Source organism: Azospirillum brasilense, from assembly GCF_003349955.1.
Taxonomy (GTDB): domain Bacteria; phylum Pseudomonadota; class Alphaproteobacteria; order Azospirillales; family Azospirillaceae; genus Azospirillum; species Azospirillum brasilense_B.
Map to the genome: position 1 here is coordinate 23,447 of NZ_QLKQ01000015.1, position 26,376 is coordinate 49,822.

Annotated in this window: 20 protein-coding genes; 11 read left to right on the forward strand and 9 right to left on the reverse strand. The window is 69.7% G+C overall.

Annotated features, from left to right (window positions below; all coding sequences use genetic code 11):
• The first annotated feature begins 169 nt into the window (after positions 1-169).
• Positions 170-790, forward strand: a complete 621-nt coding sequence (locus tag DXK32_RS09105) for a glutathione S-transferase family protein (RefSeq protein WP_247877062.1) — start codon at positions 170-172, stop codon at positions 788-790.
• 63 nt (positions 791-853) lie between these two features.
• On the opposite strand, the gene DXK32_RS09110 is transcribed toward DXK32_RS09105, so the two are convergent.
• The 3 genes from DXK32_RS09110 to DXK32_RS09120 all read right to left on the reverse strand — a co-directional run bounded on the left by DXK32_RS09110 (position 854) and on the right by DXK32_RS09120 (position 4,140).
• Positions 854-1,960, reverse strand: coding sequence for a TRAP transporter substrate-binding protein (locus tag DXK32_RS09110; RefSeq protein ID WP_114858214.1), 1,107 nt, complete (start codon positions 1,958-1,960; stop codon positions 854-856).
• A gap of 168 nt (positions 1,961-2,128) precedes the next feature.
• A complete protein-coding gene (locus DXK32_RS09115) occupies positions 2,129-3,754 on the reverse strand; it encodes an alpha-glucosidase family protein (protein WP_114858215.1) in 1,626 nt (541 codons plus the stop codon).
• 74 nt (positions 3,755-3,828) lie between these two features.
• Positions 3,829-4,140 (reverse strand): hypothetical protein, encoded by a 312-nt coding sequence (locus DXK32_RS09120; protein WP_114858216.1) that lies wholly within the window; start codon positions 4,138-4,140, stop codon positions 3,829-3,831.
• Positions 4,141-4,285: 145 nt separating this feature from the next.
• Here DXK32_RS09120 and DXK32_RS09125 point away from each other — a divergent pair, with 145 nt between their 5' ends.
• Entirely contained in the window at positions 4,286-5,404 is a 1,119-nt protein-coding gene (locus DXK32_RS09125; protein ID WP_114858217.1) for a DNA topoisomerase IB, read from the forward strand.
• 3 nt (positions 5,405-5,407) lie between these two features.
• Here DXK32_RS09125 and DXK32_RS09130 read toward each other — a convergent pair whose 3' ends face one another.
• From DXK32_RS09130 to DXK32_RS09140, 3 genes are all read right to left on the reverse strand, one after another.
• On the reverse strand, positions 5,408-6,397 hold the full coding sequence (locus DXK32_RS09130) for a small ribosomal subunit Rsm22 family protein (RefSeq protein ID WP_114858218.1): 990 nt from the start codon (positions 6,395-6,397) through the stop codon (positions 5,408-5,410).
• Positions 6,398-6,499: 102 nt separating this feature from the next.
• Positions 6,500-8,503, reverse strand: a complete 2,004-nt coding sequence (locus DXK32_RS09135; RefSeq protein ID WP_247877063.1) for a methyl-accepting chemotaxis protein — start codon at positions 8,501-8,503, stop codon at positions 6,500-6,502.
• A gap of 214 nt (positions 8,504-8,717) precedes the next feature.
• A complete protein-coding gene (locus tag DXK32_RS09140) occupies positions 8,718-9,803 on the reverse strand; it encodes a lytic transglycosylase domain-containing protein (protein WP_114858269.1) in 1,086 nt (361 codons plus the stop codon).
• A 342-nt stretch (positions 9,804-10,145) separates the two neighbouring features.
• On the opposite strand from DXK32_RS09140, the gene DXK32_RS09145 reads away from it, so the two are divergent.
• The 3 genes from DXK32_RS09145 to DXK32_RS09155 are packed head-to-tail and all read left to right on the forward strand — an operon-like array spanning position 10,146 to position 15,125.
• Positions 10,146-10,805, forward strand: coding sequence for a TetR/AcrR family transcriptional regulator (locus tag DXK32_RS09145; protein WP_114858219.1), 660 nt, complete (start codon positions 10,146-10,148; stop codon positions 10,803-10,805).
• A complete protein-coding gene (locus DXK32_RS09150; protein WP_114858220.1) occupies positions 10,802-11,962 on the forward strand; it encodes an efflux RND transporter periplasmic adaptor subunit in 1,161 nt (386 codons plus the stop codon). The genes DXK32_RS09145 and DXK32_RS09150 overlap by 4 nt, the downstream gene beginning before the upstream one ends.
• A 16-nt stretch (positions 11,963-11,978) precedes the next feature.
• On the forward strand, positions 11,979-15,125 hold the full coding sequence (locus tag DXK32_RS09155; protein WP_114858221.1) for an efflux RND transporter permease subunit: 3,147 nt from the start codon (positions 11,979-11,981) through the stop codon (positions 15,123-15,125).
• 4 nt (positions 15,126-15,129) lie between these two features.
• On the opposite strand, the gene DXK32_RS09160 is transcribed toward DXK32_RS09155, so the two are convergent.
• The gene (locus DXK32_RS09160; protein ID WP_114858222.1) at positions 15,130-15,879 is read right to left on the reverse strand and encodes a sulfite exporter TauE/SafE family protein; all 750 of its coding nucleotides are present in this window, start codon (positions 15,877-15,879) and stop codon (positions 15,130-15,132) included.
• Positions 15,880-15,979: 100 nt separating this feature from the next.
• On the opposite strand from DXK32_RS09160, the gene DXK32_RS09165 reads away from it, so the two are divergent.
• Positions 15,980-16,921 carry a LysR substrate-binding domain-containing protein gene (locus DXK32_RS09165; RefSeq protein ID WP_114858223.1) on the forward strand — a complete coding sequence of 314 codons (942 nt, stop codon included), beginning with the start codon at positions 15,980-15,982 and terminating at the stop codon, positions 16,919-16,921.
• A gap of 151 nt (positions 16,922-17,072) precedes the next feature.
• On the opposite strand, the gene DXK32_RS09170 is transcribed toward DXK32_RS09165, so the two are convergent.
• Together DXK32_RS09170 and DXK32_RS09175 are read right to left on the reverse strand one after the other, a co-directional pair.
• A complete protein-coding gene (locus DXK32_RS09170) occupies positions 17,073-20,195 on the reverse strand; it encodes an efflux RND transporter permease subunit (protein WP_114858224.1) in 3,123 nt (1,040 codons plus the stop codon).
• Positions 20,192-21,376 (reverse strand): efflux RND transporter periplasmic adaptor subunit, encoded by a 1,185-nt coding sequence (locus tag DXK32_RS09175; RefSeq protein ID WP_247877064.1) that lies wholly within the window; start codon positions 21,374-21,376, stop codon positions 20,192-20,194. Before DXK32_RS09175 ends, DXK32_RS09170 begins: the two co-directional genes overlap by 4 nt.
• A 163-nt stretch (positions 21,377-21,539) precedes the next feature.
• Here DXK32_RS09175 and DXK32_RS09180 point away from each other — a divergent pair, with 163 nt between their 5' ends.
• From DXK32_RS09180 to DXK32_RS09200, 5 genes are all read left to right on the forward strand, one after another.
• Complete coding sequence (locus DXK32_RS09180) at positions 21,540-22,502, forward strand: LysR family transcriptional regulator (protein ID WP_114858226.1); 963 nt, start codon at positions 21,540-21,542, stop codon at positions 22,500-22,502.
• Positions 22,503-22,545: 43 nt separating this feature from the next.
• On the forward strand, positions 22,546-23,391 hold the full coding sequence (locus tag DXK32_RS09185; RefSeq protein WP_114858227.1) for a putative hydro-lyase: 846 nt from the start codon (positions 22,546-22,548) through the stop codon (positions 23,389-23,391).
• Positions 23,392-23,410: 19 nt separating this feature from the next.
• On the forward strand, positions 23,411-24,397 hold the full coding sequence (locus DXK32_RS09190; protein ID WP_114858228.1) for a TRAP transporter substrate-binding protein: 987 nt from the start codon (positions 23,411-23,413) through the stop codon (positions 24,395-24,397).
• Positions 24,398-24,554: 157 nt separating this feature from the next.
• Positions 24,555-25,064, forward strand: coding sequence for a TRAP transporter small permease (locus DXK32_RS09195; RefSeq protein ID WP_114858229.1), 510 nt, complete (start codon positions 24,555-24,557; stop codon positions 25,062-25,064).
• 3 nt (positions 25,065-25,067) lie between these two features.
• On the forward strand, positions 25,068-26,369 hold the full coding sequence (locus DXK32_RS09200; RefSeq protein ID WP_114858230.1) for a TRAP transporter large permease: 1,302 nt from the start codon (positions 25,068-25,070) through the stop codon (positions 26,367-26,369).
• Positions 26,370-26,376 lie beyond the last annotated feature (7 nt).

A 26,376-nucleotide genomic window follows, 5' to 3' on the forward strand; every position in this document is an offset into this window, starting at 1 on the left:
CCCGGTTCCGCTCTGATAACATGTGGGAGGGTTGAGGCGGTGCGAAACCCCCTTCCCCGCCCCGCGACATGGCGCCCCGCGATTTGCTCTGGTGTCCCGGCGGGCTTGCCGTCATGGTTTTCGGCAATCCGCGCGGCCAAGCGCGATCAGCATGGAGGGTTCTTCGACCGTGTCCGCCGAATTCACCGTCTACGGAAATCTCAACTCGCAGCCCGCCACCCGCGTCGTCCTGTTCCTGTCGATGGCCGGCGTGCCCTACGCCTACCGCCATGTCGACCTGCGCGGCGGCCAGCAGAAGTCCGCGGACTATCTCGCCATCAACCGCTTCGGCCGGGTGCCGACCCTGGTCCACGGCGACCTCAGCATTTCCGAATCGGGCGTCATCCTGACCTATCTGGCGGAAAAGACCGGCAAGTTCGGCGGGCGGGACGAGGCGGAGCGGATCCGGCTGGCGGAATGGCTGTCATGGCTGGCCGACGTGCTGCTGCCGGTCCAGCGCGCCCGCGCGGTGCGCAAGTTCCACGGCGACGCCAACGCCCTGCCCTGGATCGACGCCGCGGCCGCCGGCGGGCTCGCCCAGTTCGACCGTCATCTGGCGGGGCGGACCTTCATCGAGGGCGAGCGGGTGACCATCGCCGACATCTTCGCCTTCCCGTGGATCGACCTCGTGGAGGAGTCGAGCATCGACATCGCCACCTACCCCAACGTCCAGGCGTGGCACGCCCGCATGCTGGACCAGCCCGGCGCCAAGCGCCAGATGGCGCTGATGCCGCAGCAGGACGTCGGCTGATCCCCAAAGAAAAGGCCCCCACCCGTGCGATGCGGATGGGGGCCCTTCTTTAAGCGAACACTCTTACTTCTTGGTGCCGGCGGACGCGAGGAAGCTGTCGTACGGCAGCTCGGCGACGCGGAACCAGAGCTGGGTCTCGTCGAGGAACGGTTTCCAGCTCTCGTAGATGGTCTTGAAGTTCGGGTTGGTCTTCGCCAGCTCGTCGTAATACTCGAAGGCGATCTTGTGCGCCTGCTCCATCAGGTCGCGCGGGTAGGCGCGCAGGAGGGTGCCCTTGGCGACCAGACGCTTCAGAGCCTTGGCGTTCTCCGAATCGTAACGGGCGATCATGTAGGTGTTCGCCTCGGCGCAGGCGGCCGTCAGGATCGACTGGTAGGACTTGGGAAGCTTCTCCCACTCCTGCAGGTTGACGTAGAGCGAGACGTTCGGCCCGCCTTCCCACCAGCCCGGGTAGTAGTAGTACTTGGCGACCTGATGGAAGCCCAGACGCTCGTCGTCGTAGGGGCCGACGAACTCGGTCGCGTCGATGGTGCCCTTCTCAAGCGCCGGATAGACGTCCGCGCCGGCGATCTGGGTCGGGGTGGCGCCCATCTTCGACATGATCTGGCCGGTGATGCCGGCGATGCGGATCTTCAGGCCCTGGAAGTCCGCGGCGGTCTTGATTTCCTTGCGGTACCAGCCGCCCATCTGGGCGCCGGTGTTGCCCGCCGGGAATTGGATGACGTTGTGGTTCTTCATGAAGGCGCGCATCAGCTCAAGGCCGCCGGCCTGGAACCAGGCGGTGGTCTGGCGCGCGTTCGGGCCGAACGGAATGGCCGTGTCGAAGGCGAAGGTCGGGTCCTTGCCGACATAATAATAGCCGCAGGTGTGGCCGCACTGGACCGAACCGTTCTGCACGGCGTCGAGCACCTGGAGGCCGGGCACCAGCTCACCACCCGGGAAGGCGCGGATCTGGAACTTGCCGTCCGTGCTCTCGGCAACGCGGCGGGCGATCAGTTCCGACGCGCCGAACAGGATGTCGGTGCTCTTCGGGAAGCTCGACGCCAGGCGCCACTGGATTTCCGGCTGCGACTGCGCAATGGCCGGCGCGGCCACGCCGGCCACCGCCAGCCCCGCACCCGCGGCCGCGGCGCCCGCACCCGCCGACTTCAGAAACGCACGTCTTTTCACGATTCTTCTCCCGTGGACTCCGCCTTCCCTTTTCGTTTCAAGCAGCCCGTCGGACCGCTTGTTGCGAGGGAATTTTCACAACTGTAACAAAGCAGCGTTTTCGTTCCGATTCATCGCACAAAAGCGCATGACAGGTCTACCCCCGGTCCCACGGATTACGCGCGCTGCTCAGCCGCGCCGACCCAGGAAGGCGGAAAGCGGTGGCAGGACCAGCGTCCGCCCGTCCGCCGTGATCTCGGGAACCGGCGCGCCCGGCGGGCGCGGCAGGTCGAGCGCCGCCATCGCCGGCTTGCGCTTCAGCGCGTATTCCGCCGGCTGGTCGGACAGGTTGAAGACGGCCAGCAGCTCCTCGCCCTCCGCCGCGCGCTCGAAGGCCAGGACATTGCCGGCCTCCTCCACCGCCGCCACGCCGCCCTGGGTCAGCGCCGGATGACGGCGGCGCAGGCGCAGGGCGTCCCGCCAGACGTCGAGCGGGCTTCCGGTGCGCCGCTCCTGAGCGTCCACCGCCAGGGCATGGTGGGAGTCCGCCACCGGAAGCCAAGTTTCGACCGCGCTGGAGAAACCGGCGTTGGCGGCGCCGGACCGCCAGGGCATCGGCGTGCGGCTGCCGTCGCGCCCCTGGAAGTCGGGCCAATAAGCGATGCCGAAGGGGTCGCGCAGATCCTCCGGCGCCAGCACCGCGTTGGGCAGCGCCAGCTCCTCGCCCTGGTAGAGGCAGACGGTGCCGGGCAGCGTGGCGAACAGGGTGGCCAGCAGGGCGTTGAAGCGCTCCGGATCGGCGCCGGGGGGCAGCCAGCGGCTGGCGGCGCGCTCGACGTCGTGGTTGGAGAAGCTCCAGCAGATCGCCTCCGGCTGCGGCGTGCCGGTCAGCGCCCCGGCGAAGTTCTGCGCGGTGAAGGGCTGTTTGGCCAGCGACAGGGTGTAGGCGGCGTGCAGCCCCTGCGGCCCGCAATAGGCGGCGATGCGCCGCGCCGCGCCCGGCTGGCTCGACAGCTCGCCCAGCAGCACCCGGTCGGGATAGCGGTCGACCACGGCGCGCAGCCGGGCCAGCACGGTGTGAATGGCCGGGTGCATCATGTCGTAGAGATGCTGTTGCAGGGCGAACAGCTTGGCCGGCGGTTCCGCCCCGCTCCAGGCCGCTGCGGGGTTGGAGCGGAGCTGCGGGTCGTGGGCGAAGAAATCCACCGCGTCGATGCGGAAGCCGTCCACCCCGCGTTCCAGCCAGAAGGCCGCGGTGTCGCCGAGCGCCTGGAGCACCGCCTCGTCGTGCAGGTTCAGGGCGGGCTGGCTGGACAGGAAATGATGCAGGTAGTACTGGCGCCGCCGCGGCTCCCAGGTCCAGGCAGGGCCGCCGAACACCGACAGCCAGTTGTTGGGCGGCGTGCCGTCGGGGCGCGGGTCGGCCCAGACGTACCAGTCCGCGAACGCGCCGCCGCGCGACCGGCGGCTGTCGCTGAACCACGGGTGCGCGTCCGAGGTGTGGCCGCAGACCAGATCCAGGATCACCTTCAGTCCGTGGCCGTGCGCCGCCTCGATGATGCGGTCCACCGTCTCAAGCCGGCCCATGCGCGGATCGACCGCCCGATGGTCGGTGATGTCGTAGCCGAAGTCCTTCTGCGGCGACGGATAGAAGGGGCTGATCCACACGCCCTGCACGCCGAGCGACGCCACATGGCCGAGGCCGTCCAACACGCCGTCCAGATCGCCCCAGCCGTCGCCGTTCCGGTCGAGGAAGCTGAGGGGATAGATCTGGTACAGCGCGGCACCGCGCAGCCACGAAGACGCCTGGGACATAAGGACCCTCCACAAGAGACTCGTGGAAAGGGTCCACCCATAGCCCTAACGATCGGTTACCGAGCCGGTTTTGGTCACGGCTTCCGAGCGTCCGGCGATGGCGTCAGGCGCAGCCAGGGCGCCCAGGCCTGCCGCACGGCGTCGCTCCACAGCCGCATCGGCGCCGTCCACAGGGCCAGCATCGGGTTGGCGTTGGCGAGGGCCGGGTTGAGCAGCGGGTTGGCCGAGCCCAGCAGCGCCGGCCCCATCATCCCGCGCAGCGCGTCGAAGGACGGCGTGGCGGTGATCTGGATGGCGATCGTCTCGGCCCCGCGCTCCGGGTCGTCCCGGTGCAGGATCTGGATGTCCAGGTTCGGCAGGGCGGCGGTCAGCTTGGTCTCTTCCATCGTCCTCTTCCCTTCGGTGCCGGCGGGCCTCTTGGCCGGGGCCATGGTCGCCGAACGGCGCGCCCGCCGCAACCATGCAACCAAAACGCGGCGCCGATGTTTCCCGCTGGCAGCCGATGGGCTGGCAACCGATGGGGATTCCAGCATGGACGGAGTGATGGTCACCGATCCCCGCACCGACGCGGAAGAGGCCGCGGCCTGCGCCGGGCTGAGCTATGTCTGCGACGACGAGCCGGGCATCCGGCGACGCCGCGCCGGCAAGGGCTTCTCCTACCGCTGGCCCGACGGCACGCGGGTGACCGAGGAGGACACGCTGGACCGCATCCGCAAGCTGGCGATCCCCCCAGCCTACCGCGGCGTCTGGATCTGCCCGGACCCGGACGGCCACCTCCAGGCCACGGGCCGCGACACGCGCGGGCGCAAGCAGTACCGCTACCATCCGCGCTGGACCGAGATGCGCGAGGGCACGAAATTCGGGCGCATGCTCGACTTCTGCCGCGCCCTGCCCGCCATCCGCCGTCAGGTGGACGGTGACCTCGCCCGCCGCGGCCTGCCGCGCGAGAAGGTTCTGGCCGCCGTGGTCCGGCTGCTGGAGACCACGCTGATCCGCGTCGGCAACGAAAGCTACGCGCGCGAGAACAGCAGCTACGGCCTGACCACCCTGCGCGACGACCACGCCGACATCGAGGGGGCGGAAATCCGCTTCACTTTCAAGGGCAAGTCCGGGAAGGAATGGAACGTCGCGCTGAGGGACCGCCGCCTCGCCCGCGTCGTTCGCGCCTGCCGCGATGTGCCGGGGGACGAGCTGTTCCAGTACATGGACCGCGACGGGCAGCGCCACGCGGTCAGTTCCGGCGACGTGAACGAGTATCTGCGCGCCGCCACCGGCCAGGACTTCACCGCCAAGGATTTCCGCACTTGGGCCGGCACCGTCCTGGCCGCCATGGCGCTGCGGGAATTCGAGAGTTTCGACAGCGCCGCCAAAGCCAAGCGCAACGTCACCCACGCCATCGAGCAGGTGGCCGCCCGCCTCGGCAACACCGCCAGCGTCTGCCGCAAGAGCTACGTCCATCCCGAGATTCTGGACGCCTATCTGGAGGGCAACCTGCTGGACTCCCTGACCCGCGAGGTGGAGACCGAACTGCGCGAGGAGTTGCCCGAGTTGGAGGCCGAGGAGGCCGCCGTCCTGGCTTTCCTGCGCGGCCGGCTGGAGCGCGAGCGCCGGTCCCGCGCCAGCGAGGGCCGGCGGCGGCGCGCGGCGTAGGGCCTAGGACTCCGGCTGGTCCGGCGTGGACAGCCCGTCGCCCCAGTCCAGCCGGCGCGCGGCCTTGAAGGCGGCGCCGTCGCGCTTTCCGAGAATCCGTTCGGTTTGCACACCGTCCCGGCCGCACAGCTTGAAGCCGATGCGCCCGTTCCCGGCGCTCCAGGGCGGCGCGATGATGCGGGCCTCGGGGCGGGCGCCGGGCTGGCGGGACGCGGCGATGTAGACGAACTTCTCGTCCTCCCACGGCACCTCCGCCCCCTTGGCCATGCGGTGCAGGCGGGACCGGGCGACCCGGCGGGAGAAATGGCACCAGTCCGGGGCGGCCAGCGGGCAGGCGGCGCTGTGCACGCAGGGCGCCAGCAGATGGGCGTCGGCGGCGACCAGCCGCTCCCGCGCCCGGACGATCCGCGCCCAGCCGGCGGGCGTGCCGGGCTCGACGATCAGCAGCGTCCCGGCGGTGAGCGACCACAGCCGGTCCACCAGCCGGTCGCGCGCCGGCTCCGCCAATTCGTCCAGCACATAGGCCAGGGTCACCAGATCGCGCGGTTCCAGATTGGGCAGGTCACCCGTGGCGTCGCCGGCCCGCCATGCGATCCGCGCGGGCGCCGCCGCTTGCGACAGAGTCTCGCCGACCGCGCGGATGGCCGGGCTGCCTTCGATCAGCAGGGCGTCGTCCAGGCTGGCCCAGCAGTCGGACGCCGCCCACAGCGCGGTTCCCGGCCCGGCCCCGACGTCCAGGGCGGTGACCGGCGCGAAGTCGGGAAGCGCCTCGGCCACAGCTTCCATGCTGGAGCGGACGGCGGCGAAGGTGGCCGGCAGGCGGGTGGCGAGATAGGCCCGCGCCGCCAGATCGTCCGACAGGTGGAAACGCCCGTCCCGCACCTCCGCCCGGTAGCGTTGGGAAAGGCGGTCGGCCGCGCGCTTCAGGTCGGACAGGGCGATGCCGTCGAGCGCGCGGTCCACCGCGTGGCGGAGCGAAGGGGGGAGTTCCATGGGTCCGGAGGGGCAGGCGTGGTCTCGTTCCGCCTGTTAGCACGCCGCCCGCCCCGCGCACATGGACAAAACAGGGAATGGGACAAAACAGCGAACCGGCGGTTACGCCCGCACCTGCCGCAGGAAATCGTCGACCGCGCCGTTCAGCGTGCCGGCCAGCTCCGACAGGCGGTCGGCCGCCCCCATCATGGCGTCGGCGGAGCGCCCGGTGTCCACCGCCACCCGGCTGACGTCGCCGATGTTGGACGACACGTCGGTGTTCATGCACTCCACGATGCGCACGTTGTGGGTGATCTCCGAGGTGGCCTGGCGCTGCTGCTCGACCGCCGCGGCGATGCCGGACACGCTCTCGCCGATCACGCCGATGGTGGAGCCGATGCGGGCGATGGCGTCCACCACCCCCATGGTCGATTGCTGGATGCCGTGGACCAGCGTGGCGATCTCCTCCGTCGAGGAGGCGGTCTGGGAGGCCAACGCCTTCACCTCCGTGGCGACGACGGCGAAGCCCTTGCCGGCGTCGCCGGCCCGCGCCGCCTCGATGCTGGCGTTGAGCGCCAGCAGGTTGGTCTGCTGGGCGATGGCGGTGATGATGGCGACCACCTCGCCGATCTTCTGGGCGGAGTCCGACAGGCCCTTGGTCAGGCCATCGGCGCGCCGGGATTCGGCGACGGCGTCCTCCGCCACGCTGCGCGACTGGGCGATCTGCTGTCCGATCCCGTCGATGGAGGCGGACAGCTGCTCGCTGGCCGAGGCCACGGCGCCGACGTTGCTGGTCGCCGTGCCGGCGGCGTCCGCCGCGGCGCGGGTGCGCTGGGCGGTGTCCGACGCCATGCCGGCCACGGCGCGGGCGGAGCCGGTGACCTCCGCCGCCGCCACGGACAGCGAGCCGGCCACCGCCTGCACGGTGCGTTCCAGCCCGTCGGCCAGTGTCGTCATCAGGGCGCGGCGCTCCTCCTCGGCGCGCCGTTCCTGGTCGCGCCGGGTCTTCTCCGCCCGCTGGCGGGCGTCCAGAGCCTCGCGGAAGGCCTCGACCGCGCCGTGGATGTCGGCGATCTCGCGCAGCGGCGAGGGGCGCAGAGGCACCGCGCTCTCGCCGTGGGTCAGCGCCTGGAGCGCCCGGCTGGCGTCGCGCACCGGCTGCATGATGAAGCGGTAGCCCAGCAGCATGTTCAGGCCGCCGATCAGCCCGATCAGCACGAAGGCCCCCAGCGCGATCAGCGTCAGCCGGTCGAGCACGGTGGTCAGCGCCGCCGCCCCCTCCTGGCTGCGCGCGGTCACCGCGTCGGAAGCGGCGTTCATCCCCTGCACCAGCCCGTCGACCAGCGTCCGGACCTCCTGGTTGTGGGCGTGGGCCTCGGTGGTCAGGCGCAGCGTTTCGGTGCGCTGCGCGAAGGCCTCGTCCAGAGCCGCGAAGGACGCGATGTCGTCGGCGACGCTCTCGAACTCGTCGGCGTCCGGCAGGTGCCGGCGCAGCTCCATGGCCTTGGCCATATGCTCGCGGAACTGGCGCAGGTCGTTGCCGACCGCCGGCGGGTAGAGCTGGGACGGCAGGCGGGTCAGCAGGAACTTGGCGTCACGGACCGTCGAGAAGAGCGTGGCGAGCGCCTGCTCGTCCGCCGGTTGCGTCGTCGCGCGCATCGCCGCGGACAGGCCGCGGGCGATGTCGCCCGACAGGCTTTCCGCGCGGCTGATGTTGAAGCCGAATTTCTTGTCCAGCGCCTCGACCTTGGCGCCGATGGCCGCGGCCTCCCGGCTCGCCGCGACCGCCTTGGCGACGGTCTGCGCGATGTCCGGCGCGGCGTTGGCGGACATCCGCGCGGCGTGGGCGTCCAGGCCGGACAGCGCCTCGGCCCGCGTCGCCGCGTCGCCGCTGACGATCACCGCCTCGCCCAGCTTGGCGAGCCGTTCGGCCTCCAGCGCGATCCTCTGGTTTTCGGCCACCCGCTGGGCCAGCTCGGCGTTGCCGTCGGCGATGCGCGTCGCCTCCATGGCGGTCATGCCACCGAACACCGCCAAGGCGGCCACCACGACGCCCGCGATCAGGCAGTCCACCACAACGACTTGAAAGGTCGAGCGTTTCGCCCGCTCACCTGCACCGGCCACCATCTCCACACCTCATCCGCAGCGTTTCCCCGAATTCTTCGTTGTTCCGGATGAATCGCGCGGGGCGGCTCCTCCGGGGCTTTATTGTTTGATTACCTATATGCTCGGGGATGTGGGTGTGAGGCTATTGTGGAAAACCGAAGACGGCGCCCGACCGTCCGGTGGGCGCCGCCTCTGGTTGTTGCCGATGCTTGTGAAACGGGAGCGGGCGAGGCCGTTACAGGCCGGCGCCTTCCCCTCCGGCCAGGGCGACGCAGACGCGGTCCCGGCCCTCCAGGCTGCCGCAGCCGCCGCTGCGCTGGGACACGAAGCGGATGACCACCCGCTCGCCCTTGCCGACCGCGTGCGGCGGCAGCATCGCCTCGGCGACCAGGGTCTCCACCGTCCGCGACGGCGCCCGTCCGGAGCGGGCCGCCGTGGCGGACGGCGCGTCCCGGTCGGTGGCGGCGACGAATTCCGCGGGTGGGCGGGCCTCGCCGCGACCCATGGGTTCCACCACGAGCGGAGCCGGGCGGGGCTCCAGGGCGGCCACGGCGACCGGCGCCGGGGTGGCCGGGGTCTGCGGCACCGGCGCCACCGGTTCCGGGACCACCGCGGCGACGGCGACCGGTTCCGGAGCCGCCGGCTTGACGGCGGGCTTGGCGGCGACGGCCACGGGCGGCGGCGTGGGGGCGCTCGCCGGAACGATGGCGACCTCGATCGCGCTGGCGCCCGCCGCCTGCGACGGCTCGCGCGGCGCGGCGCCGCGCAGGTTCGGCGTCAACGCCGCGATGTACATCCGGGTTTCGCGCGGCAGCCGCTGCTTGCCCGCGAGGTGCGAGGCGTAGCAGGCCGGGCCGCAATTGTAGGCGGCGAGGAAGCCCGGCGCGCCGAACAGATCGTACATTTCCCGCAGATAGGCGGTGCCGGCCAGGATGTTGTCGCGCGGATCGGACGGATCGGACCCCAGCCCGTACTGCGTGCGCATCATGTCGTAGGTTCCGGGCATCACCTGCATCAGCCCGATGGCGCCGGCGTGGCTGGTGATGGTGCGGCCGTTCACGACGGAGCGTCCGCCGCTCTCGCGCAGCATCACGGCGCGAATCCACTTCTCCGGCACGTCGAACCGTTCCGACGCCTCGCGCATGTGGGGGACCCAGCGGCCGAGCGGGTCCTTCGGATCGATCGGGATTTCGGCCACCTCCGGGGCCTTGACGACGAGCTCCGCCGTTTCCGGAGCGTTCGAGGCGCAACCCGCCAAGCCGAGGGCGAGAATCAGGGCGGCACCGGCGGCGCGGGCCGCGGTGAAGTCGCGATAAGCCACGAGGAGGAGTCCGTGCTGGTTGCACAAAGATCGAAAGCGTTACCCTCTCTTTGCGATGTAATGGTGTCGGCTGTCAAGCAACAAGGCGGGTGTAATGTCCTGATTCCACGGCCTTTCCCTTTTTCATAGCCCATTGGAATGGTTTTCAGGCAAATGCTGTTCATCCGTATTCGCCCTTTTTCTGCCCCATTTGACACTGTTGCGGTCTTTGCCGGGGCAGGCGAGATACCCATTCCTGTCACGCCCTTAACTTGCACGACCAATCGCCGCAGCCCCGGCAACCGCTTGACTTTTCAGAGTCCATTCCATATTGAATGAACGTTCATTTATAGACGCTCAGCGATGCCCGACAGCTCTCCCCTTCCCCCGTCCCGGCGGTCCCGGCGCAAGGAGGCCCGCCCCGCCGAGGTGATCGAGGCGGCGCGTGACCTATTCATCTCGCGCGGATTTGCCGCAACCAAGCTGGAGCATGTCGCCCGCCGGGCCGGCGTCAGCGTCGGACTGCCCTACCTCTATTTCGAGAACAAGGAAGGGCTGTTCAAAGCGGTCGTCCGGCAGTCCATCCTGCCGCAGTTCCAGATGGGCGAGGATCTGCTGGACGGCTTCACCGGCAGCAGCGAGGAGTTCCTGCGCGGCCTCGCCCGTGGCTTCTGGGAGATGGAGCAGAGCCCCAACGCCGGACTGTCGAAGCTGGTCATCGCCGAGGCGCAGAACTTCCCCGACCTCGCCCGCTTCTACATGGAGGAGGTCGTCCTGCGCGGGCGGCGCTTCTTCGCGCGCATCCTGCGCCGCGGCATCGAGCGCGGGGAGTTCCGGCCGGTCGACGTCGAGCAGATGGCCCGCGTCATCGCCGCCCCGCTCAGCATGCTGTCGCTGTGGAACCACTCTCTGCGGCCGTTCGAGCCGGACCCCGCCGCGGCCTCCGCCGAATCCTACCTCGACGCCTATCTCGACCTCGTCCTCAACGGGCTGAGGGCCGAACCCAAGGACCGCACCCCATGATCGACGCCGCCCGTTCCGATGGTCCCGCCGCCAAGCCGCGGCGCCGCCTGCTGCTGCCCCTGCTGATCGTCGGGGCTGTGGCCGCGGGCGGGGTCGCCTGGAAGGCCACGAGCAGCCACGACGCGGTCTCCCCGGCGGTGGCCGGCCTGCCCCCGGCGGAGCGGGCGGTGGAGCTGTCGCCCGTCGAGCTGACCCGCATGGCGCCGCGCCGCCTGACCGAGCTGGTGCGGCTCAGCGGCTCGGTGAAGCCGATGGAGCAGTCCATGGTGAAGTCGGAGGTCGCCGCCCGGCTGGTCGAGGTGCCGCTGCGCGAGGGGCAGGCCGTCCGGAGGGGCGAGGTGCTGGCCCGCTTCGACACGGTGGAGCTTCAGGCCAAGCTGGACGAGAAGCTGAGCAATCTGGAAGGCGCCAAGGCGCAGCTCGTCCTGGCGGACAAGACGCGCGCCAAGAATCTGGCGCTGCGGCAGAAGGACATCGTGTCCGAAACCAACATGGACCAGGCGCAGAGCACCTTCCGCTTCCAGCAGGCCACCGTCGCGGCGCTGGAGGCCCAGGTGGACCTTGCCCGCAAGGCGCTGCGCGACGCGGTGGTGACAAGCCCGATCGACGGCGTGCTGGCCGAGCGGGCGGTCAACCCCGGCGAGACGCTGGCGGTCAACGCCAAGATGTTCTCCGTCGTCGATCTCAGCCGCGTCGAGGTCGAGGCGGCGGTGCCCGCCGACGACGTGCCCCGGCTGAAGCCCGGCCAGACCGTGCGGCTGCGCGTGGAGGGCTTCGGCGAGCGCGACTTCGTCGGCCGGATCGCCCGCATCAACCCGATGGCCCGCGCCGGCACCCGCGCCATCCCCGTCTACATCGTCCTCGACAACGCCGACGGCTCGCTGCGCGGCGGCATGTTCGCCGCGGGCGACGCGGTGGTGGACGAGGTGGAGGGCGCCTTCGCCCTGCCCCCGGCCGCCGTCCGCCACGACCAGGACGGCGACTTCGTGCTGGTCGTCTCCGGCGACCGGGTGGAGCGCCGCAAGGTCGAGGTGCTGGGCGCCTGGTCGCGCGGCGATCTCGTGCAGGTGCGCGGGCTGGCCGACGGCGATCTGGCGGTGACCGCCCCCCTGCCCGGCCTGACCGCCGGGCGGGCCGTCAAGGTCATGGGGTCTTAAGGGAACGCGCCGCGCCATGCCGATCACCCGCATCAGCGTCGACAACCCCGTCTTCGCCACCATGATGATGGTGGCGCTGATGGTGCTTGGCCTGTTCTCCTACAACCGGCTGGGCGTCGACCAGTTTCCCGACGTGGATTTCCCGCTCGTCGTCATCTCCACCGAATACCCCGGCGCCAGCCCGGAATCGGTCGAGACCGACGTCACCCGTCCCGTCGAGGACGCGGTCAACACCATCGCCGGCATCAAGACGCTGACCTCCCGCTCCTACGAGAGCCAGTCGGTGGTGATCGCCGAGTTCGACCTGAAGACCGCCTCCACCCAGGCGTTGCAGGACGTGCGCGAGAAGGTGTCGGCCCTGCGCCCCAAGTTCCGGGACGAGGTGAAGGACCCGCAGATCACCCGCTTCAACCCCGACGACCAGCCCATCCTGTCCCTGGCGGTGAAGTCGGACATCCGGTCTTTGCGCGACCTGACCACCATGGCCGACCAGATCGTGCTGAAGCGCCTGCAGAACGTGCGCGGCGTCGGGCGGGCGACCATCGCCGGCGGGGTCAAGCGGCAGGTCCAGGTGCGGCTGCGCCCCGAACGGCTGGAGGCGCTGGGCGTCGGCGTCGATCAGGTCCTGAAGGCGATCCGCGACGAGAACCAGGACATCCCCGCCGGCACCGTCTCGGGCAACGGGGCGGAGCGCGTCGTCCAGGTCGATGGCCGGGTCATCAATCCGCGCGAGCTTCTCGACATCATCGTCGCGCGCCGCGGCGGCGAGCCGGTGCGGCTGCGCCAGGTCGCCGAGGTGCTGGACGGCCAGGAGGAGCAGGACTCCGTCGCCCTGTTCAACGGGCAGCCGGCGCTGGCCGTCGATGTGGTGAAGATCCAGGGTTCCAACACGGTGGAGGTGGCGCGCGGCCTCTACAAGGCGCTGGACGAGCTGCGCCGCGACGGCTCCCTGCCCTCCGACGTCGCGCTGGAGGTGGTGCGCGACACCTCGCGCGGGATCACCAACTCGCTGACCAACGTCCAGCGCACGCTGGTCGAGGGCGGCGTGCTGACCATCGCCATCGTCATGGTCTTCCTGGGCTCCTGGCGCAGCACGGTGATCACGGCGCTGACGCTGCCGGTGGCGGTGATGGGCACCTTCGGCGTGCTGGCGGCCTTCGGCTTCACCCTGAACACGATGACGCTGATGGCGCTGTCGCTGGCCATCGGCATCCTGATCGACGACGCCATCGTGGTGCGCGAGAACATCATGCGCCACCTGGGCAAGGGCCAGGGGCACCGGCAGGCGGCGCTGGACGGGACCAAGGAGATCGGTCTGGCGGTGCTGGCGACCACGCTGACCATCGTGGCGGTGTTCCTGCCCGTGGCCTTCATGGGCGGCATCATCGGGCGCTTCTTCCTGCAATTCGGTATCACCGTGTCGGCGGCGGTGCTGATCTCGCTGTTCGTGTCCTTCACGCTGGACCCCATGCTGTCCAGCCTGTGGTACGACCCGGCGGCCCATGGGCGGCACGGGCGCGGCGTCTTCGGGCGCTTCGCGGCGGGCTTCCAGGCCGCTTTCGACGCGCTGGCGCGGGTCTATGGCCGGACGCTCCGCTGGGCGCTGCGCTGGCGCTGGCTCGTCCTGCTGATGGCGCTCGGGATCTTCGTCGGCAGCTTCTTCCTGGTGCCGCGCATCGGCGTGGAGTTCGTGCCCGCCGCCGACCTCGGGGAGTCCATCGTCGATGTGGAGACGCCGGTCGGCTCGTCCCTCGACTACACGGCGGCCAAGCTGCGGCAGGTCGAGGCGGCGATCCGCGAGTTCCCGGAGGTCGCCTACACCTACTCCACGGTCAACACGGGGGCGTCGGTCGGCAAGAACCGGGGCAGCGTCTATGTCCGGCTGAAGCCGATCGACCAGCGCACCCGCACACCCAACACGCTGGCCCCGCCGCTGCGCGACCGGCTGTCGGCGATCCCCGGCGTCCAGATCGGCATCGGCATTCCCGGCGTCGGCGGCGTGCAGAAGCAGATCCAGGTGTCCGTCCAGGGCCGCGACATCGCGGAGCTGGACCGCATCGGCAAGCAGGTCACCGCCGCCATGGCCGGCATCCGCGGCTTCGTCGACGTGGACGTCAGCCTGAAGGCGGCCAAGCCGACCCTGTCGGTGCGGCTGGAGCGCGATCTGGCGAGCGATCTGGGCATCGGCACGGCGCAGGTGGCGAACACGCTGCGTCCCCTCTTCGCCGGCGACAAGGTGTCGACCTGGAAGGCGCCGGACGGCGAGACCTACGACGTGCTGGTCCGTCTGCCGGAAAGCGACCGGGTGGGCCGCGCCGACCTCGACCGCATCTACCTGACCGGCTCCAACGACGCCGAGGGGGCGCCGCGCATGGTGCCGCTGTCGCAGGTCAGCCGGGTCGAGACGACGCTCGGCGCGTCGCAGATCAACCGCCGCGACCTGTCGCGCGAGGTCAACGTCCAGGCCAACGTCCAGGGCCGTCCGGCCGGCGACGCCGGCAAGGAGCTTCAGGCGGCCATCGCGGAGATCAAGCTGCCGCCCGGCTACCGCATCGTCTTCGGCGGCTCGACCAAGGACATCGCCGAGACGACGGGCTACGCCACCCAGGCGCTGCTGCTGGCGGTGATCCTGATCTACCTGATTCTGGCCTCCCAGTTCGGCAGCTTCCTTCAGCCCATCGCCATCATGATGTCGCTGCCGCTGTCGCTGGTCGGGGTGTTCCTGGGGCTTCTGGTCGCCGGCTCCACTCTGAACATCTTCAGCGCCATCGGCTTCATCATGCTGATGGGTCTGGTGACCAAGAACGCGATCCTGCTGGTCGACTTCGCCAACCAGGCCCGCGCCCGCGGGGTGGAGCTGCGCGACGCGGTGGTTGAGGCCGGCATCATCCGCCTGCGCCCCATCGTCATGACCACCATGGCGATGATCTTCGGCATGATCCCGCTGGCGCTCGGCATCGGCGAGGGCGCGCAGCAGCGCGCGCCCATGGCCCACGCGGTGATCAGCGGCCTCATCAGCTCCACCCTGCTCACCCTGCTGGTGGTTCCGGTGATCCTCACCTACCTCGACGCGCTGTCCCGGCGCTTCAAGCGCTGGTTCGCCCACAAGGACCCGGACGCGGTGGCGCACGGCACGGCTGCACAGGGCACGGCCGCGGAGTAGCTCTTCACCCCAGATGCTCCAGCATCAGGAACAGCCCGAGCGCCAGCAGGCCGAGGAAGAAGCAGCGCCGGAACGCCTCCGCCCGCACCCGCCGGCGGAGGCTCTGGCCGAGCGCCATCCCGGCCAGAGCCGGCAGCAGCGAGGCCAGTGATCCCCAGGCCAGCGTGCCCTCGAACAGCCCGTGTTGCGCCAGCCCGGCCGCCAGAGCCAGCGTGGACACCGTGAAGGACAGGCCGAGCGCCTGGATCAGCCGGTCGCGCTCCAGCTCCAGCGCCTGGAGGTAGGGCACGGCGGGGATGACGAAGACGCCGGTGGCCGCCGTCACCACGCCGGTCGCCACGCCGACCAGCGGCGACAGCCAGGATTCCGCCGCGGGCGGCACCCGCAGCGGCAGCTTCACCAGCCCGGCCAAGGCGTAGACCGCCAAGGCCCCGCCCAGAGCCGCCGCGGCCTGCCCCGACGAGGCGCCGGCCAGCAGCCCCGCCCCGGCCCAGGTGCCCAGCGTGATCCCCAGCATCATCGGCCAGAACCGCTCGATGGTGGCGCCCAGGCCGGGGCCGAAGGCCAACTGCCAGAGATTCGTCACCAGCGAAGGCACGATCAGGATCACCGCCGCCTCGGCGGGCGGCATGACGAGGCCGAGCAGACCCATGGCGACGGTCGGCAGGCCCAGGCCGATCATGCCCTTGACGAACCCGGCGAGCAGGAAGGTCAGGGCCATGGCGGCGATGATGAGGATGGGAAGGTCGGTCATGCCACCACTTGAAGCCCGCCCACGGCTTCCGGCAATGTGGATGTCACACAGCCAGCCTTCGGCTCAAACGAAGGCTGAGCCTCCGCCGGAGACCCGCCCCATGCGCTTCGACCTGACCGACCTGCGGCTGTTCCTGAACGTGGCGGAGGCGGAGAGCATCACCCACGGCGCGGAGCGCACGCACCTCGCCCTCGCCTCGGCGAGCGCGCGCATCCGCGGGATGGAGGAGACGCTCGGCGTGCCGCTGCTGGAGCGCGGGCGGCGCGGCGTCCGCCCGACCCCGGCGGGCGAGGCGCTGGTCCACCACGCCCGTCTCCTCCTCCAGCAGGTGGAGCGGATGCGCGGCGAGTTGGGCGATTACGCCAAGGGGCTGAAAGGGCATGTCCGGCTGCTGTCCAACACCGCCGCCCTGGCCGAATTCCTGCCCGAGGCCCTGGCGCCCTTCCTCGCCGCCCACCCCAACATCGACATCGACCTGGAGGAAAGGCCCAGCCATGAGATCGTGCGGGCGGTGGCGGAGGGTCTGGCCGACGCCGGGGTGGTGTCCGATCACGCCGACCTGTCGGGGCTGGAGGTGTTTCCCTTCCGCACCGACCGCATGGTGCTGGTCACGCCGCACGGCCATCCGCTGGCCAACCGCCGCAGCGTCGCCTTGCGCGAGATTCTGGAGGAGGATTTCGTCGGGCTGGCGGCGCGCAACGCCCTTCAGCAGCACATCAACGAGCACGCCATCCGCGCCGGCCGCCCGCTGAAGCTGCGCGTGCGGGTGCGTGGCTTCGACGGGATCTGCCGGATGGTCGAGCAGGGGGTGGGGCTCGGCATCGTTCCGGAAGCCTCGGCGAAGCGCTGCCGCCGCTTCACGAAAATCCGCGCGGTGCGCCTGACCGACCCTTGGGCGGTCCGCTCGCTGGTCGTCTGCGTCCGCCGGCTGGACGCCCTGCCCAGCCACAGCCGCGAGCTGGTAAAGCGGCTGGCCGGCGCTGTCAAAAACCCTCTCCCCTCTGGGGAGAGGGTGGCCCGAAGGGCCTCTCGCGCTGGCTGAAAGCCAGCGCTGACGGCGGCAGGCGGATGCCTCTGGCATCCGCTGAGAGCCGGTGAGGGGGTTGCGCTTGTGCCGGACGATCCGCCACGCGCAACCCCCTCACCCTAACCCTCTCCCCGGAGGGGAGAGGGAAAACAACCATGTGGAGATATCACTCCGCGCCCGGCACCGGCTGCGGCGCTTCCGTGGCGGCGCCGTGACGGCGCTTCCACAGACGGGAGACGGCGTTGCCGGCGTCCTCCATGTAAAGGAACAGCACCGGCGTGATGTAGAGCGTCAGAATCTGCGACACGCACAGGCCGCCGACCACCGCAAGGCCGAGCGGCTGGCGAAGCTCCGCGGCGGCGCCGTGGGCGACGGCGATGGGCAGGGTGCCCATGATCGCCGCCATGGTCGTCATCATGATCGGGCGGAAGCGCAGCAGGCAGGCCTGCTCGATCGCCTCGCGCGCGGTCATGCCCTGGTTGCGCTGCGCGTCGATGGCGAAGTCGATCATCATGATCGCGTTCTTCTTCACGATGCCGATCAGCATCAGGATGCCGATGATCGCGATGACGCTCAGCTCCTGCCCGAACACCATCAGCGTCGCCAGCGCCCCGATGGCCGCGGACGGCAGGCCGGACAGGATGGTCAGCGGGTGGATGAAGCTCTCGTACAGCACGCCAAGCACGATGTAGATCACCAGCACCGCGGCGAGCAGAAGCAGCCCCTGGCTCTTCTGCGCGTCCTCGAACACCTGGGCGGTGCCGGCGAAGCCGGTGGTTATGCCCGGCGGCAGGGCCATCTCCATCTCCGCCTGCCGGACGGCGTTCACCGCCTCGCCCAGCGAATGGCCGGGCGCCACGTTGAAGGACAGGGTCACGGCGGGCAACTGGCCCTGGTGATTGACCGTCAGCGGACCGGCGGTGCGCTGCACGCTGGCGAAGGCGTCCAGCGGCACCAGCTTTCCGGAGCCGGAGCGCACATAGATTCGCGACAGCGCGTTGTCGTCCTGCTGGTACTTCGGCGCCAGCTCGATCAGCACCTGATAGTCGTTGGTCGGCGTGTAGATCGTCGAGACCTGCCGCTGGCCGAAGGCGCTGTAGAGGGTGGAGCGCACCTGATCGACGCCGATCCCCAGCGTCGCCGCCTTCTCGCGGTCCACATGCACATAGGCCTGCGGGCTGTTGAGCTGAAGATCGCTGGTCACGTCCTGCAGGATCGGGATGTCGTGCATCGCACGCTCCAGCCTTGCGGACCAGGCGTACAGCTCCTCCGTGTTCAGGCCCTGGATCGTGTACTGGAACTCGTTCTTGGAGGAACGGCCGCCGATGCGGAGATTCTGCACCGGCTGCATGTAGACCGCCATGCCGGGGATGCCGGCGAGCTGGCGTCGGAGCTGCTGGATCACCTCGCCGGCCGGCGGGCGTTCGGCGCGCGGCTTCAGCACGACGAACATGCGGCCGGTGTTGACCGAATTGCCGCCGATGGCGACCGACGAGGTCATGTCCGCCACCGCCGGATGGGCCTGGATGATCCGCGCCACCTCCTGCTGCCGTTCGGCCATCGCCGGGAAGGAGATGTCGGGCGCGGCCTCCGTCGAGACGGAGATCTGGCCGATGTCCTCGGTCGGGAAGAAGCCCTTGGGAATCGCCTGGAACAGCAGGGCGGAGCCGACCACCGTCGCGATCATGACCAGCCCCATCACCGGGCGGTGCCTCAGCGCCATCCGCAGGGTCACGGCGTAGCCGCGGTGCAGCGCGCTGAATCCGCCCTCCAGGACGCGGCCGAACCAGCCCTCCTTGGCGCCATGCGGTTCGTGGGTCAGCATGCGGGCGCACATCATCGGCGTCAGCGTCAGCGCCACGAAGGCCGAGGCGCTGATCGCCATGGTCACCACCAGCGCGAACTCGTGGAAGACGCGCCCGACCACCCCGCCCATCAGCAGGATCGGGATGAACACCGCCACCAGCGACAGGGTGATGGAGATGATGGTGAAGCCGATCTCCCGCGAGCCCTTGAGGGCCGCCTCGAAGGGCTGCATCCCCTCTTCGACGTAGCGGACAATGTTCTCCATCATCACGATGGCGTCGTCGACGACGAGGCCGACCGCCAGCGTCAGCGCCATCAGCGAGATGTTGTCGATGGAAAAGCCCATCAGATGCATCCCGCCCGCCGTCGCAATCAGCGAGATCGGAACGGTCAGCGCCGGGATCATCGTCGCGGTCAGGCGGCGCAGGAACAGGAAAATGACCAGAACGACGAGCGCGATGGTCAGGCCCAGCGTGAACTGCACGTCCTCCACCGCCTCGCGGATCGAGGTGGAGCGGTCGTTCACCACCTCGACCTTCGCGCTGGGCGGAAGCTGAGCGCGGAAGCTGGGCAGCAGGTTGCGCACCCGGTCGACCACGTCCACCGTGTTGGCGTCGGGCTGGCGCTGCACCGCCATGACGATGGCGCGGGTGCCGTTGTGCCAGCTAGCCGTTCGGGCGTTCTCGACGCTGTCCAGCACGGTCGCCACGTCGCCCAGACGGACCGGGGCGCCGTTGCGGTAGGCGACGATCAGGCCGCGGAAGGCCTCGGCGTCGGGAAGCTGCGGGTTGGCGGCCAGCACGAGCTGCTGCTTGGCGCCGGACAGCGTGCCGACCGGGGTGTTGGCGTTGGCGGCGGCCAGCGACCGCTGAAGCTCGTCGATGCCGATTCCGCGCACGGCCAGCGCGTTGGGGTCCACCTGGACGCGCACGGCGTATTTCTGCGCGCCGTAGATCTGCACCTGGGCGACGCCCGGCAGGGTGGCGACCTTGGGCTGGACCGCGGTCTCCGCGAAATCGTTGAGCGCCGACAGGGTCAGCGTCGGCGACGACAGGGCCAGCATCAGCACCGGCTGGTCGGCCGGGTTCACCTTGCGGTAGCTGGGGGCGGTGGTCATCTCCGCCGGCAGGCGGCGCTGGGTGCGGGCGATGGCCGCCTGCACGTCCTGGGCGGCGGCGTCGATGTCGCGCTCCAGGACGAACTGGATGGTGATCGAGGTGTTGCCGAGGCTCGACGTCGAGGTGATCGTGTCGATGCCGGCGATGGTCGAGAACTCACGCTCCAGCGGGCTGGCGACCGAGGCCGCCATGGTTTCCGGGCTGGCGCCGGGCAGCGTGGCGGAGACGTTGATGACCGGGAAATCCACCCGCGGCAGCGCCGCGACGGGCAGTTGCCGGTAGGCCGCAAGGCCTCCCAGAACCAGCGCCGCCGTCAGCAGGATGGTCATCACCGGACGGCGGATGCACAGCTCCGAGAGGGTCATGACGCGCCTCCGGAGAGCGGAGCCTTGCCGTTGGCGCCCTCCTTGCCGCCATTCTTGGCGGCGGCGACCTTGGCGCCGGGATAGAGGCGGGACTGGCCGTCGACCACCACGCGCTCACCGGCCTGGAGCCCGTCGGCGATGACGGCGACGCCCTCCTGGCTGCGCGCCACGGCGACGTTGCGGATCTCAACCGTGTCGTCGGGCTTGACCACATAGACGAAACGGCCCTGCTGGCCGGTCTGCACCGCCTCCTCCGGCAGGGTCAGCGCCTGCGGCTCGACCCGCAGGGTCAGCACCACGTCGACGAACTGGCCGGGCCACAGCCGCGTGTCGGCGTTGCCGAACTGGCCCTTCACCAGGATCGTGCCGGTCTGCTGGTCGACCTGGCTGTCCACAAAGTTCAGGACGCCCTCGGCGGGTGGGACGGCGGCGCCGGGAATGCCGGCGGTGACCGCCAGCGTGCTCGTCTCCATCGCCGCGCGGATGGCAGGCAGATGGCGCTCCGGCACGTTGAAGGCGACGGTGATCGGGCGGAGCTGGGTCAGCGTGACCAGAGGGGTGGCGTCCGCCGCGCGGACCATCGTGCCCGCCTTGGCGTTCACCGCGCCGGTGCGCCCGTCCATGGGGGCGGTGATGCGGGTGAAGCTGAGCGAGACCTTGGCCGCCTCGATGGCCGCCTGCCCGGCCTTCACCGTGGCCTCCAGTGCGTCGGCGGCGGCCACCGCCGCGTCGTACTGCTGGCGCGCCACGGTGTTGGAGCGGACGAGCTGCTCGTACCGCTTCACGTCGCCGCGCGCCTTGTCGAGGTTGGCGCGGTCGCGCTCCAGATTGGCCTGGGCCTGACGGAGCTGAGCCTCCAGCGCGCGGGAGTCGAGGGTGAAGAGCAGGTCGCCCGCCTTCACCTCCTGCCCTTCGGTGAAATGAACCGTCTCGACGACCGAATCGACGCGCGCCTTGATGGCGATGGCGGCCAGCGGCTGGACCGAGCCGATGGTGCCCAGCCGCTCCGGCACCGCGCGCTGCTCGACCGGGCGGATGACCACCGGGAGGGCGCGCGGTCCGGCCGGGGCGGCGGCCTTGGCCGTCTGCGCGTCGGCCCCGCCCGCCCGGTGCGTGTACCAGTAACCGCCGCCCATCAGGGCGGCCAGCAGAAGCGCAAACAGCGCTATGCGTTTCGTCACATCGAACTCCCGGTGGGGCTGCCCGGTCCGGCCGGAGCGCGCCATCCCGCCATAAGGCAATGCGGCCCATTATCGCAGGAGAGGCTTTGCAGGTTAATGTCCATCCTACAGCCATTTGGTAACAGACTGTAACAGCGGGTATGGGCTGCGGAGCGATTCGGCGATGCTGGACCTAAAGAATTTGGAAGCCTTCGTGTGGATCGCCCGTTTGGGCGGCTTCCGCGCCGCGGCGGGGCGGCTGAACACCACCCAGCCCGCCATCTCGGCCCGCATCGCCCAGTTGGAAAAGGAGCTGGGCGTCCAGCTGTTCAACCGCGGCACGCGGCGGGTCACGCTGACGCTGAAGGGCATGGAACTGCTGGACCACGCCGAGCGGATGCTGACGCTCCAGGCCGAGCTGGTCCACGCGGTCGCCGAATCCACGACCCTGCGCGGTCTGATCCGGCTCGGCGTCGCGGAAACCATCGTCCACACCTGGCTCAGCCGCCTGATCGAGCGGCTGCACAACCGCTTTCCCCTGGTCAGCCTGGAGATCGAGGTCGACACCTCCATCCACCTGCGCAACGGGCTGCTGACGCACGACCTCGACATCGCCTTCATGCTGGGACCGGTGGCCGAGCCGGACATGCGCAACGAGGCGCTGAGCAGCTATCCCATGGCCTGGGTGGCCAGCCCGTCGCTCGACCTGCCCGCCGGGCGGCTGGGGCTGGCCGATCTGGCGCGCTACCCGGTCATCACCTTTTCCCGCCAGACCAAGCCGTCGGTGGCCATCCAGCAGATGTTCAAGCGGCCCGGCCTGCCGCCGCTGCGCTTCTACGGCAACAGCTCGCTTGCCAGCATCGTGCGGATGACCCTGGACGGCATCGGCATCAGCGCCATCCCGCCCGCCGTGATCGAGCGCGAACTGGCCGAAGGGCTGCTGCGGCTGATCCCGGCGGAGGACCCGCTGCCCGACCTCGACTTCACCATCTGCCACCCGGTGGACAGCGACAACCCGCTGGTGCCCATCGTGGCGGACATGGCATTGGAGATCGTGAGGGCGCAGCGGCACGGGACGCCCACTGATAAACGCCGTTTATCGCAAACGATCCAAAATGAAAATTTGACGGATCGGTCCGATGCGTGAACCCTTAGGACACAACAGTTCGGTCACCGAGGTTTTGCCCGCCATGCAGTCCGTGACCCCAAGCACCCCGTTTCCACACGATACCGCGTCCACCGCCCTGCTGGCCCGGCTGGCGATCCGCCGGGGGGAGCATCGCGGGCCGACCGCCGGGCTGGCGCCGGGCCATGTGCAGGCAAACCTCGCCATCGTCCCCGCCGATGTGGCCCCTGCCTTCGAGCGGTTCTGCCGCGCCAACCCGGTGCCCTGCCCGCTGCTCGCCGTGTCGGCGCCGGGTGATCACCGCTTCGCGGAGCTTGGCGCGGACCTCGACCTGCGCACCGACTTCCCACGCTACCGCGTCTACCGCGACGGCCGGCTGGCCGAGGAGCCGGAGGACCTGCTGTCGGTCTGGCGCGACGATCTGGTCGCCTTCGCCATCGGCTGCTCCTTCTCCTTCGAGGAGGCGCTGCTCGCCGCCGGCCTGCCGGTCCGCCACATCGAGCGCGGCTGCAACGTGCCGATGTACGTGACCGACCGGGACTGCGTGGCCGTCCCGCCCTTCGCCGGCCGCATGGTGGTGTCGATGCGTCCGATGACGCCCGCCCAGGCCGAACGCGCCGCCGCGGTGACCGGGCGCTACGCCGCCGTCCACGGCGCGCCGGTGCACATCGGCGACCCGGCGGCGCTCGGCATCCGCGACCTGTCGCAGCCGGAGTTCGGCGACGCCGTTCCGCTCGCCCCCGGCGAGGTCCCCGTCTTCTGGGCCTGCGGGGTCACCCCCCAGGTGGCGCTCGCCGCCGCCCGCCTGCCCTTCGCCATCGCCCACAGCCCCGGCCACATGCTGGTCACCGACCGGCTGAACGCCGAGCTGGAGGGCGTGCCCCCTTCGGTCGCGCAACTTTTCCGATAAGAACAGGGAGTTTCATCACATGACCGCGATCACCCTGCGGACCCGCCTTGCCGCCGCCGCCTTCGGAATCGGCCTCTGCGCCACACCGGTCGCGGCCTTCGCCGAGACCTGGGACATGCCGACCCCTTACCCCGACACGAACCTGCACACCATCACGGTGCGCCAGTTCGCCGAGGACGTGAAGGCGGCGACCAACGGCAAGATCCAGATCACCGTTCATTCCAACGGCTCGCTGGTCAAGCATCCGGAGATCAAGCGCGCCGTCCAGTCGGGCCAGGCCCAGATCGGCGAGGTGCTCATCAGCTCCTGGGCGAACGAGGACCCGCTCTACGGCCTCGATTCCGTGCCCTTCCTGGCGACCGACTTCGCCGCCTCGAAGAAGCTCTACGAGGTGTCGAAGCCCTATCTGGAGAAGAAGCTGGAGCGTCAGCGCCTGAAGCTTCTCTACTCGATTCCGTGGCCGCCGCAGGGCCTCTACGTGAAGCAGGAAATCAGCTCCGTCGCGGACCTGAAGGGGCAGAAGTTCCGCGCCTACAACCCGGCGACCACCCGCATCGCCGAGCTGGCCGGCGCCGTGCCGACCAAGATCGAGGCCGCCGAGGTGTCGCAGGCCTTCGGCACCGGCATCGTCACCGCGATGATGACCTCCGCCGCCACCGGCGTCGACACCAAGGCGTGGGACTTCGTGAACGTCTATTACGACGTGCAGGCCTGGCTGCCGCGCAACATGGTGTTTGTCAGCACCGAGGTCTGGAAGGGCCTGGACGACGCCACGAAGAAGGCCGTCGAGCAGGCCGCCGCCAAGGCCGAGGCCACCGGCTGGACCGAGTGGGAGAAGAAGACGGCGGAGCTGAACCAGACGCTGTCCGGCAACGGCATGAAGGTGCTGACCCCGTCCCCGGCGATCAAGGACGGCTTCGCCGCCATCGGCAAGACGATGACCGACGAGTGGACCAAGGCCGCCGGCGCCGACGGCGAGGCGATCATTTCGGCCTTCCGGAAGTAAGCGGCGGCGACGCTGGCCCCCACCCTAACCCTCCACCGCTTCGCAGGGGAGGGGATTTAAACTCCCTCCCCTGCGTTAGCGGGGGAGGGCCGGGGTGGGGGCAATACGCCCACCACCAAAAAAAATCCCGCCCGCCCTACCCGGAGGTGGTCGCGCCATGCGCACCGCATTGACCTTCCTTTACCGCGCCGCCGAGATCCTGGGCGCGGTGTTCCTGGTGCTGATCGCCGTGCTGATCGTGTCCCAGGTCTTCGCCCGGCTGGCCAACCGCATGGTGCCGGGAGCCGACGAGCTGGCCGGCTACTGCATGGCCGCCTCCTTCTTCCTGATGCTCGGTCCGGCGCTGCGCCGCGGCGCGCACATCCGCGTCGGCGTTCTGGTGGACCGGCTGCGCGGTGGCCCCCGGCGCGTCGTGGAGCTGGTCTGTCTCGGCTTCGGCACGGCGCTGAGCGGCTACTTCGCGTGGTACTGGCTGCGCATGACCTACGATTCCTACGATTTCGGCGATCTGGGACAGGGCGTGCTGCCCATCCCGCTGTGGATTCCGCAGGCCGCCATGGGCGTCGGGCTGGTGATCCTCGTGGTCGCCTTCCTGGACGACCTGCTGGCGGTGATCCAGGGGCGCGAGGCGTCCTACCAAAGCGCCGGCATGCAGAGCGAGGGCTGACCGATGGACCAGACGACCGCTTCCATCGTCGTCGTGGTGACGATGCTCCTGATGCTGGGGACCGGCATCTGGGTGGCGCTGGCGCTGGCCGGCGTCGGCTTCGTCGCCATGGCGCTGTTCACCACCCGCCCCGTCGGCATGGTCATGGCGACCAACATCTGGGGCGCCAGCACGAGCTGGACCCTGACCGCCCTGCCCCTGTTCATCTGGATGGGCGAGATCCTGTTCCGAACGCGAATCTCGTCGGACATGTTCAAGGGGCTGGCGCCCTGGACGGGCTGGCTGCCCGGACGGCTGATGCACGTCAACATCGTCGGCTGCACGATCTTCGCCGCCGTCTCCGGCTCCTCCGCCGCGACCGCCGCGACCATCGGGCGGATGACCATTCCGGAACTGACCCGTCGCGGCTACGACCCGATGATGATCGTCGGCTCGCTGGCCGGCGCCGGCACGCTGGGCCTGCTGATTCCGCCCTCGATCATCATGATCGTCTACGGCGTGGCGGCGGACGTGTCGATCGCCCGGCTGTTCATCGCCGGCGTCATTCCAGGCATCGTGCTGACCGGCTTGTTCATGCTCTATGTGGGCGGCTGGTCCCTGCTCAATCCCGACCGCGTGCCGCCGCGCGAGGCGCGCCAGAGCTTCATGGAGAAGATCCGCGACACCGGGTCGCTGATCCCCGTCATGCTGCTGATCGCCGGCGTGCTCGGCTCCATCTACGCGGGCATCGCCACGCCGACGGAGGCCGCGGGCATCGGCGTTCTGGGATCGTTGCTGCTGGCGATGGTCACCGGCACGATGAGCTGGGCAACCTTCCGCGACAGCGTGATGGGCGCGGCCCACACCTCCTGCATGATCGGCTTCATCCTGGCGGGGGCGGCTTTCCTGACCGTCGCCATGGGCTACACCGGCATTCCGCGCCTGTTGGCGGAATGGATCACCTCCATGCAGCTCTCCACCGCATCGCTGCTGGTCGTGCTGACGCTGTTCTTCATCGTCATGGGCTGCTTCCTCGACGGCATCTCGATGGTGGTGCTGACCACCTCGGTCATCCTGCCGATGGTGCAGAACGCCGGGATCGACCTGCTGTGGTTCGGCATCTACATCATCATCGTGGTGGAGATGGCCCAGATCACGCCGCCGGTGGGCTTCAACCTGTTCGTCCTGCAATCGATGACGGGCAAGAGCATCTTCACGATCGGCAAGGCCAGCCTGCCCTTCTTCATGCTGATGATCCTGATGGTGGCGCTGCTCTGGATCTTCCCGGGCATGGTGACGTGGCTGCCCTCGCTGATGATCGGCTGAGGAGCGG